The sequence below is a fragment of the uncultured Mailhella sp. genome (assembly GCF_905187505.1).
Taxonomy (GTDB): domain Bacteria; phylum Desulfobacterota; class Desulfovibrionia; order Desulfovibrionales; family Desulfovibrionaceae; genus Mailhella.
Genome location: NZ_CAJJIC010000133.1, coordinates 1 through 6,464, shown reverse-complemented (window position 1 = coordinate 6,464; position 6,464 = coordinate 1). Strand labels below are relative to the sequence as shown.

The following is a 6,464-nucleotide window of genomic DNA, read 5'->3' as shown; positions in this document are numbered from 1 at the left end:
TACTCGCCGGCCTTGTTCTTGACCGTGTACTTCTTCGGCACGTAGACGAGCCCGGCAAGAACGCCGCCGAGCAAATCGCCGCTTGCCGCAAGACGCTGGCGCAGCGCGAGCTTTTCATCGCCAACGTGTTCTGGGGCATGGAAAACTATCAGGCCGCATGGACGCGCTATCAGTATGTCGTGCGCACCTATCCCGACGTGAAGGAAGAAGCGGAATACGCCAAGACCAAGGGCGAAGCCGCCTACCTGAAATACCGCAAGGAAGAGGCGCAGAGCATACGGGAGCACCAGCAGGGATCCTGGAAGGACTGGTTCCGCTGGCTGTAGGCATGCCGTTTCCGCTGTGCGGTTCGTCTGAAAGACACTGTTCAACAAAAGGCGCCGACTCCTTTGAGCCGGCGCCTTTTCTGCCTTTGGGCGCATCCGGCACGACCGTCTCCGGCATGCGCCAGCGCCTTCCCGCACGGCTGTGCGGCGCGGCATCTTCACCGAAGAGCCGGGATGTTCTTTGACAAAAATGTTCGATCCGTCAGGCAGGAAGAGCGCTGCTCCTTTTCTGTTCCCCGCGCCCATCTCTGCCTCAGAACGGCCGCCCGCCGGAGATTTTCCCCCTTCTGAGCCGTCTCCTGCGACATTTTCAGAGTTTTTTTTCTCTCCCAAAGCCCCCGAAGCTGGACAGACGGCCGCTAATGTCGTAGCGTTGAGCGACTTTTATAACATTTCTGTCAGGAGGAATGTCGCAATGCTCAAGAACATCCTTATGACCTCGCTTCTCGTTGCCGCCGTCACCGGCATGGCCATGCAGGACGCTCAGGCCAGAAGCCTCAAGGAAATCAAATCCAGCGGCACGCTGCTCGTCGGCACCACGGGCGACTACAAGCCCATGAGCTATCTCAACAAGGAAACCGGCAAGTATGAAGGCTTCGACGCGGAAATGGCCGCCTCCCTGGCCAAAAAGCTCGGCGTCAAGCTCGAGTACGTGCCCACCACGTGGAAGACGCTGAAGGCGGACACCATGTCCGGCAAGTTCGACGTGGCCATGTGCGGCATCACCGTCACCGACGAACGCAAGAACGACATGGCCATGTCCGATCCGTACCTCACCTTCGGCAAGACCATACTTGTCACCAAGACCAAGGCCGGTCAGTTCAAGTCTCTTGCCGACGTGAACAAGCCTTCCGTGCGCGTGATGTACAACCCCGGCGGCACCAACGAAAAGTTCGCCAAGGAATCCACGCCCAAGGCTCAGCTCATCATGCACGAACAGAACGCCGAAATTCCCGGTCTCGTGGGTGAAGGCAAGGCCGACGTCATGATCACCGAAACCATGGAAGCCGTGCGCTACGTCAAGGACAATCCCAAGGTGGCCGCGCCTCTGGTGGACAAGCCCTTCACCGAAAATCACTTCGGCGTGCTCATGAAGCAGGGTGAACCCGACCTTCTCAAGGCCGTGAACGACTGGATGGCCGGCATCAAGGCCGACGGCACCATGACCAAGTGGGAAAACCAGTACATCAAGTAACCGCGCGGACGCTCGCGCACCCCGGACAGACAGTACGCGGTTCGCCCCGCCAGCCCGGTCTTTCCCCTTCCGCCCCGGAACATCGGCAGACGTTCCGGGGCGCATCGCTTTAATCGGCCGACGCCTCTTCCCCGGCCTGAGCGGGGAAGATCAGCGACAGGGTGGAACCTTCTCCGAGTTCCGACTCGACGAAGATCTCCCCCTCATGCAGTTCCATGATGTGTCGGGAGATGTAGAGCCCCAGCCCGAAGCCCTTGCTGCCCTTGGTGGAAAAGAACGGCTCGAAAATCTTCTTTCTGTTTTCCTCGCTGATGCCGCTGCCGCTGTCGGTAATGGCAAGCGTCACTCTTCCGTCAGCGCACCGACCTTCCAGAAGCAGAAAGCGACGGCCCTCCTCCGCGCCTTCCATGCTGTCCAGCGCATTGATGAGCATGTTCAGCACCAGCTGTTCCAGAAGAACCCTGTTGCCCCGCACGGGCAAGTCGTCCGGCATGAGACTCTCGTCCACCTTCACGGTGCGCAGTCTGGGCCTGAGAAAGAACAGAGCCTCACGCACGATCCGGGCAAGATTCTGCCTTTCATACTGCACGGAACTCGGCAGCGCTATGTTCAGAAGGCGCCTCGTGGTGTTCACGGCGCGCTCGCCGTTTCTGTGTATGGCCTTCAGCATGGGGCGAATGGGACTGTCCTCCGGGCAATCCTCCAGGGCTATTTCCGCATTGGCCATGACTATGCCTATGGGATTGTTGATCTCATGCGCCACGCCTGCGGCCAGCTTGCCGAGCACGGCGAGCCGCTCCATTTCCATGACCTGCCTATCCAGCTTTCTGCGCTCGGTCATGTCGCGTCCTATGAGACATATGGCATAGGGAGAACTTTCAGGGTCGGCCATGAACAGGTTGACTTCCAGCACCAGTTCCTGCTCGGTTCCCGAGGCCAGCGTGATTTCCCGGCGCAGCGCCCCGTCCCGGGGAATGAGCTGCACGAATCGCTCAAGACATCCGCTCGTCTCGCTGCAGAGCGCTTCCATGAGCAGGGCGCTGTAGCCGGAACCGGCAATGCGCAGCACCTTTCTTGCCGCGCGGTTGGAAAGGGTTATTCGTCCCTCCTCATCGAGCAGAAGAATGATGTCCGGCGACTCCTCGATGAGGTCGCGATACTTTCTTTCCGAGCGTATGAGCCTGCGCGAAACCTTGCGCACCTGACGCTTCAAGGCATAAATCCAGGTGACGGAGGCCAGGAATATGCAGCATAGAACCGCCACCGCGCACAAAATGTGATAACGATACAGCTCCCACAGACCGGGGACATAAAGCGACCGTCCGAGCCAGCGGGAGCGCAGCTTCTCCACCTCTCCGTTTTCCTCAAGATGCACCAGCGCGCTCGTCAGCCGCTCCAGAAGTCCCGACTTCCGTCCCACCATCATGACCATGGGAATGCGCTCCAAAGAGCCTCCCATGACGCGTATGTCCTTGTATTTCTTGCTCTGCACGATGTAGAAGGCCATTTCCACGGAACTGGCGATGTAGGCGTCGGCCTGCCCCGCCACCAGACGGTTGAGCGCGTTGGTCATGGAGTCGGCCTGCACCACGGTGCAGCCCATGGAAAGCATTTTGGGTATGTAGGCGTCGCCGCGCTGAAGTATGACCCTCCGTCCCGCAAGCTCGCTTTCCATGGTGAACTGATGCTCCTGCCCCGCCACGAGAATGGCCCGGTTCAGGGCCAGCGGCGTGACCAGCACGTCGGAAAAGTCGTTCTTGAGGTTCACGGGAAGAAGGCCCACCATGGCATCTATTTCTCCGCGCTGAAGCTTCTGCTCCAGCTTGCGGGCATTGCTCTGCACGAACACGATGTTCTTGCCGAGCTCCTCCGCCATCTTTACGCTGAGATCCACGGCCAGCCCCAGAAGTCCGGTTCTGTCCTCGTTGAGAAAGGACAGCGGCGCGGAATGGGGAGGCACCCCGATGACCAGCGCATCTCTCCTGTCCGGAATGTCGGAACAGACTGCACGGGACGGAAGGCAAAGCAGACAGAAGAAAAAAAGAAGCATGGACAGTCGATGCATGGGAGACTCCTCATCATGATAAAACACCATGAGGCTTTTCACCGCAAGCAGAAAAAACGTGCGGCATTCCGCACATGAACGTCGAGCATGTGCGGAAATTCTCACGACTGTTCAAAAAAGAAAAATCAATCCCCCTGATATTCCACAAAAAAAAGAAATGGCACGTTCTTTGCTTAGAGAAGGACAAGACCACGCCTTCAACCTCACAAAGGAAGAATCATGAATCGTCGTCAATTTCTCATGGGACTGTCCGCGGCTGCCGCAGCCACGGCGGCGCCTTCCCTGAGCTGGGCCTTTCCCTCCGTGTTCCCCCATGGAACCACCATCTACAAACCGGAAAAATGCTGGAACGGCTATACCGTGTTCGGTGTGGAAACGGCCGGTCAGGGCTGCGTTCTCATCGACATGAACGGCAACGTCGTGCACGAATGGAAGAACGTGAGCGAGCTTGAGCATCCCACCAAGCTGCTCAAGGGCGGCTACGTCATGGGAGCCACCCGTCAGAAGCCGGAAATGAAGGGCCGCACCTTCGGCGATCCCATGTCCGCAGACCTTTCCATCTGCGACTGGAACGGCAAAATAGTGCGCAACATTCCGCTCGCCGGCATGCATCACGACTTTCAGGTGGAAGGCAATCCCACCGGCTACTTCTCCCCCAGCATGGGCGTGGAATACAAGCCCGACGGCAGAATTCTCGTTCTTTCTCATCTGTTCACCGAAAATCCTGCCATTACGAAGAAAAAGCCACTCGATGACGACTACATCTTCGAGGTGGACAAGGACAACAACATTCTCTGGGACTGGAAGGCCTTTGAACACTTCGACGAGCTGAAGCTCCCCGAAGACATGAAGAAGACCATGTACAAATTCCCCTCCTGGCAGATGACCCGCACGCCCGGCGTGAAGGCCGCAGACTGGATGCACATGAACTCCGCCTCCTACCTCGGCCCCAACCACTGGTACGACGAGGATCCCGTCAAGTACGCGGTCTTCAACCCCGAAAACATCATCTGCTCCTGCCGGCAGCTCAACACCTGCTTCATCATCGACAAGGCCACCAAGAAGATCGTGTGGCAGATAGGCCCCACCTTCTATTCCGACGATAAATGGATCTTCAACGGCAAGGAATACAAGCGAGCCTTCGCCCGATTGGGCCAGTTTGTCGGCCAGCACCACTGCCACATGATCCCCGCAGGGCTGCCCGGCGCGGGCAACATTCTGGTGTACGACAACGGCGGCTATGCCGGATACGGGGAACGAAATCCCACTGCTCCTCTGGGATGGAGCAACGCCCGCCGCGACTACTCGCGTGTCGTCGAGTTCGACCCGGTCACGCTCAAGAAGGTGTGGGAACACTCCGCCGCCACCATGGGCCTGCGAGAGACCTACAAGTTCTACAGCGACTACGTGAGCTCCGCCCAGCGCCTGCCCAACGGCAACACCCTCATCACCAACGGCGCCGTGGGCCAGTTCCAGGAAGTCACTCCCGAGCATGAAATCGTGTGGGAATACATAAGCCCCTGGTACAATCCCAACGGCAAGTTCAACCTGGTGTATCGCGCCTACCGCGTGCCCTACGACTACGTTCCCCAGCTCAAGAAGCCGCAGGAATTCGCCGTCACTCCGCCCGAGAACACCACCTTCACCATTCCCGCCAGCAAAACGCCCTATAAGGCGAAAGGCTGATTTTTCCCCGACAGGGGAAAACGGCTTTCCCTCTTCCCCGGCCGGAAGAACGGAAGGTCGGTCTCATGAACGATGGAGCGCTTCCATCATAAACGCTCTTACGGAGCAGACATGAAAAAATCCCTTGCAACACTTCTTCTCGGCGCGTTTCTCTGCGCATCCTCCCCGGCGCTGGCCGAGGACGTGGAGCTCGGCCCCGACGCCTTCGACCTGAACAAGGCCACGGCGGAACAGCTCATGGAGATACCCGACGCCAACATCACCCCGGAAATGGCCAATGAAATAGTAGAGATGGCCAAAAGCAAACCCTTTGAACTGCCCGAGGACTTTCTGAAGGTACCGGGGCTGGACAACCACACGCTCCAGGCCATCAATCCCATTGAGCATGACGGAACCCTGTGGTACGATCCCGACGCCGAGCTGACGCTGGCCCCCTCAAAGTGCTGATTTCATCGGAGAATAATATGCACATGACCCGCATTGCCATACCGCTGCTTGCAGTCTGCCTGACGGCTGCTCCCGCGTATGCCGGGTCTTTCAGCTTCAACAGGGCCAGCGCTGAAAAAATGGTGCGGGACTGCGCGGAAGAAGGCGTAACCCTGCCCATGGCAGTAGCTCGAGCCATTGTCGAGGCCCGCTCCGACAGACGCTTCACCAGCATCGGCGACCTTACCGATATCCCGGGCATGACGAAAGAACTCATCAGGGAACTTGACCCCATCGAGGAAGAAAACGACCTCGTGTTCAATCCCAACGCCCTGCCCGGCATGAAGTCGTACTGATAAAGTCTTGCATTACACTCTTATATAACAATTTTATAACATACAATAAAATTTTCAAAATATATCGCATTATTTATAATAAACACACCGCCTGACAATTCTGCAATAACACCACCAGTTCAAGAATAACATACAAAATAAGACTCGTGTTACTATTAAAAACACTTAATTCATATCCTTATGAAAATTAAGTTTATTTTCTTATAATACGGTTTAATATTCATTTAAAAATGTTTTTATCCTCTTTACTCAGAGCTGATAGCATGTGCGACATTTCGCACACTTTCAAAACATCCATCTATAAATAATAAGCATAACATACTAAAACAATTATATATTATTACAACGGCACATTTCTTGCTAAAGATAATTCAACAAAACACAAAGTGATGCCCGGAACGTATGCTTTT

The 6,464-nt window shown here is 56.4% G+C and carries 6 protein-coding genes; 5 read left to right on the top strand and 1 reads right to left on the bottom strand.

Annotated elements, in window-relative coordinates:
- Positions 1-326 (top strand): outer membrane protein assembly factor BamD (gene bamD / locus QZZ60_RS09990; protein ID WP_295641024.1); only part of this gene is annotated, 326 nt, incomplete at its 5' end.
- A gap of 415 nt (positions 327-741) precedes the next feature.
- Entirely contained in the window at positions 742-1,521 is a 780-nt protein-coding gene (locus tag QZZ60_RS09985) for a transporter substrate-binding domain-containing protein (RefSeq protein ID WP_295641022.1), read from the top strand.
- 109 nt (positions 1,522-1,630) lie between these two features.
- Here QZZ60_RS09985 and QZZ60_RS09980 read toward each other — a convergent pair whose 3' ends face one another.
- Positions 1,631-3,586: a transporter substrate-binding domain-containing protein gene (locus tag QZZ60_RS09980; protein WP_295641021.1), complete on the bottom strand. Its 1,956-nt coding sequence runs from the start codon at positions 3,584-3,586 to the stop codon at positions 1,631-1,633.
- A 219-nt stretch (positions 3,587-3,805) separates the two neighbouring features.
- Here QZZ60_RS09980 and QZZ60_RS09975 point away from each other — a divergent pair, with 219 nt between their 5' ends.
- The 3 genes from QZZ60_RS09975 (at position 3,806) to QZZ60_RS09965 (ending at position 6,054) form a co-directional block, all read left to right on the top strand.
- Positions 3,806-5,272: an aryl-sulfate sulfotransferase gene (locus tag QZZ60_RS09975; protein ID WP_295641019.1), complete on the top strand. Its 1,467-nt coding sequence runs from the start codon at positions 3,806-3,808 to the stop codon at positions 5,270-5,272.
- Positions 5,273-5,383: 111 nt separating this feature from the next.
- Positions 5,384-5,719: a helix-hairpin-helix domain-containing protein gene (locus QZZ60_RS09970; protein ID WP_295641017.1), complete on the top strand. Its 336-nt coding sequence runs from the start codon at positions 5,384-5,386 to the stop codon at positions 5,717-5,719.
- Positions 5,720-5,736: 17 nt separating this feature from the next.
- Entirely contained in the window at positions 5,737-6,054 is a 318-nt protein-coding gene (locus tag QZZ60_RS09965; RefSeq protein WP_295641015.1) for a hypothetical protein, read from the top strand.
- Positions 6,055-6,464: the final 410 nt, after the last annotated feature.

Bases quoted from the DNA above. Each gene is read 5' to 3' on its own strand.
- QZZ60_RS09985 (WP_295641022.1), top strand. From the start codon at position 742: ATGCTCAAGAACATCCTTATGACCTCGCTTCTCGTTGCCGCCGTCACC.
- QZZ60_RS09970 (WP_295641017.1), top strand. From the start codon at position 5,384: ATGAAAAAATCCCTTGCAACACTTCTTCTCGGCGCGTTTCTCTGCGCA.
- QZZ60_RS09965 (WP_295641015.1), top strand. From the start codon at position 5,737: ATGCACATGACCCGCATTGCCATACCGCTGCTTGCAGTCTGCCTGACG.
- QZZ60_RS09975 (WP_295641019.1), top strand. From the start codon at position 3,806: ATGAATCGTCGTCAATTTCTCATGGGACTGTCCGCGGCTGCCGCAGCC.
- QZZ60_RS09980 (WP_295641021.1), bottom strand. From the start codon at position 3,586: ATGCATCGACTGTCCATGCTTCTTTTTTTCTTCTGTCTGCTTTGCCTT.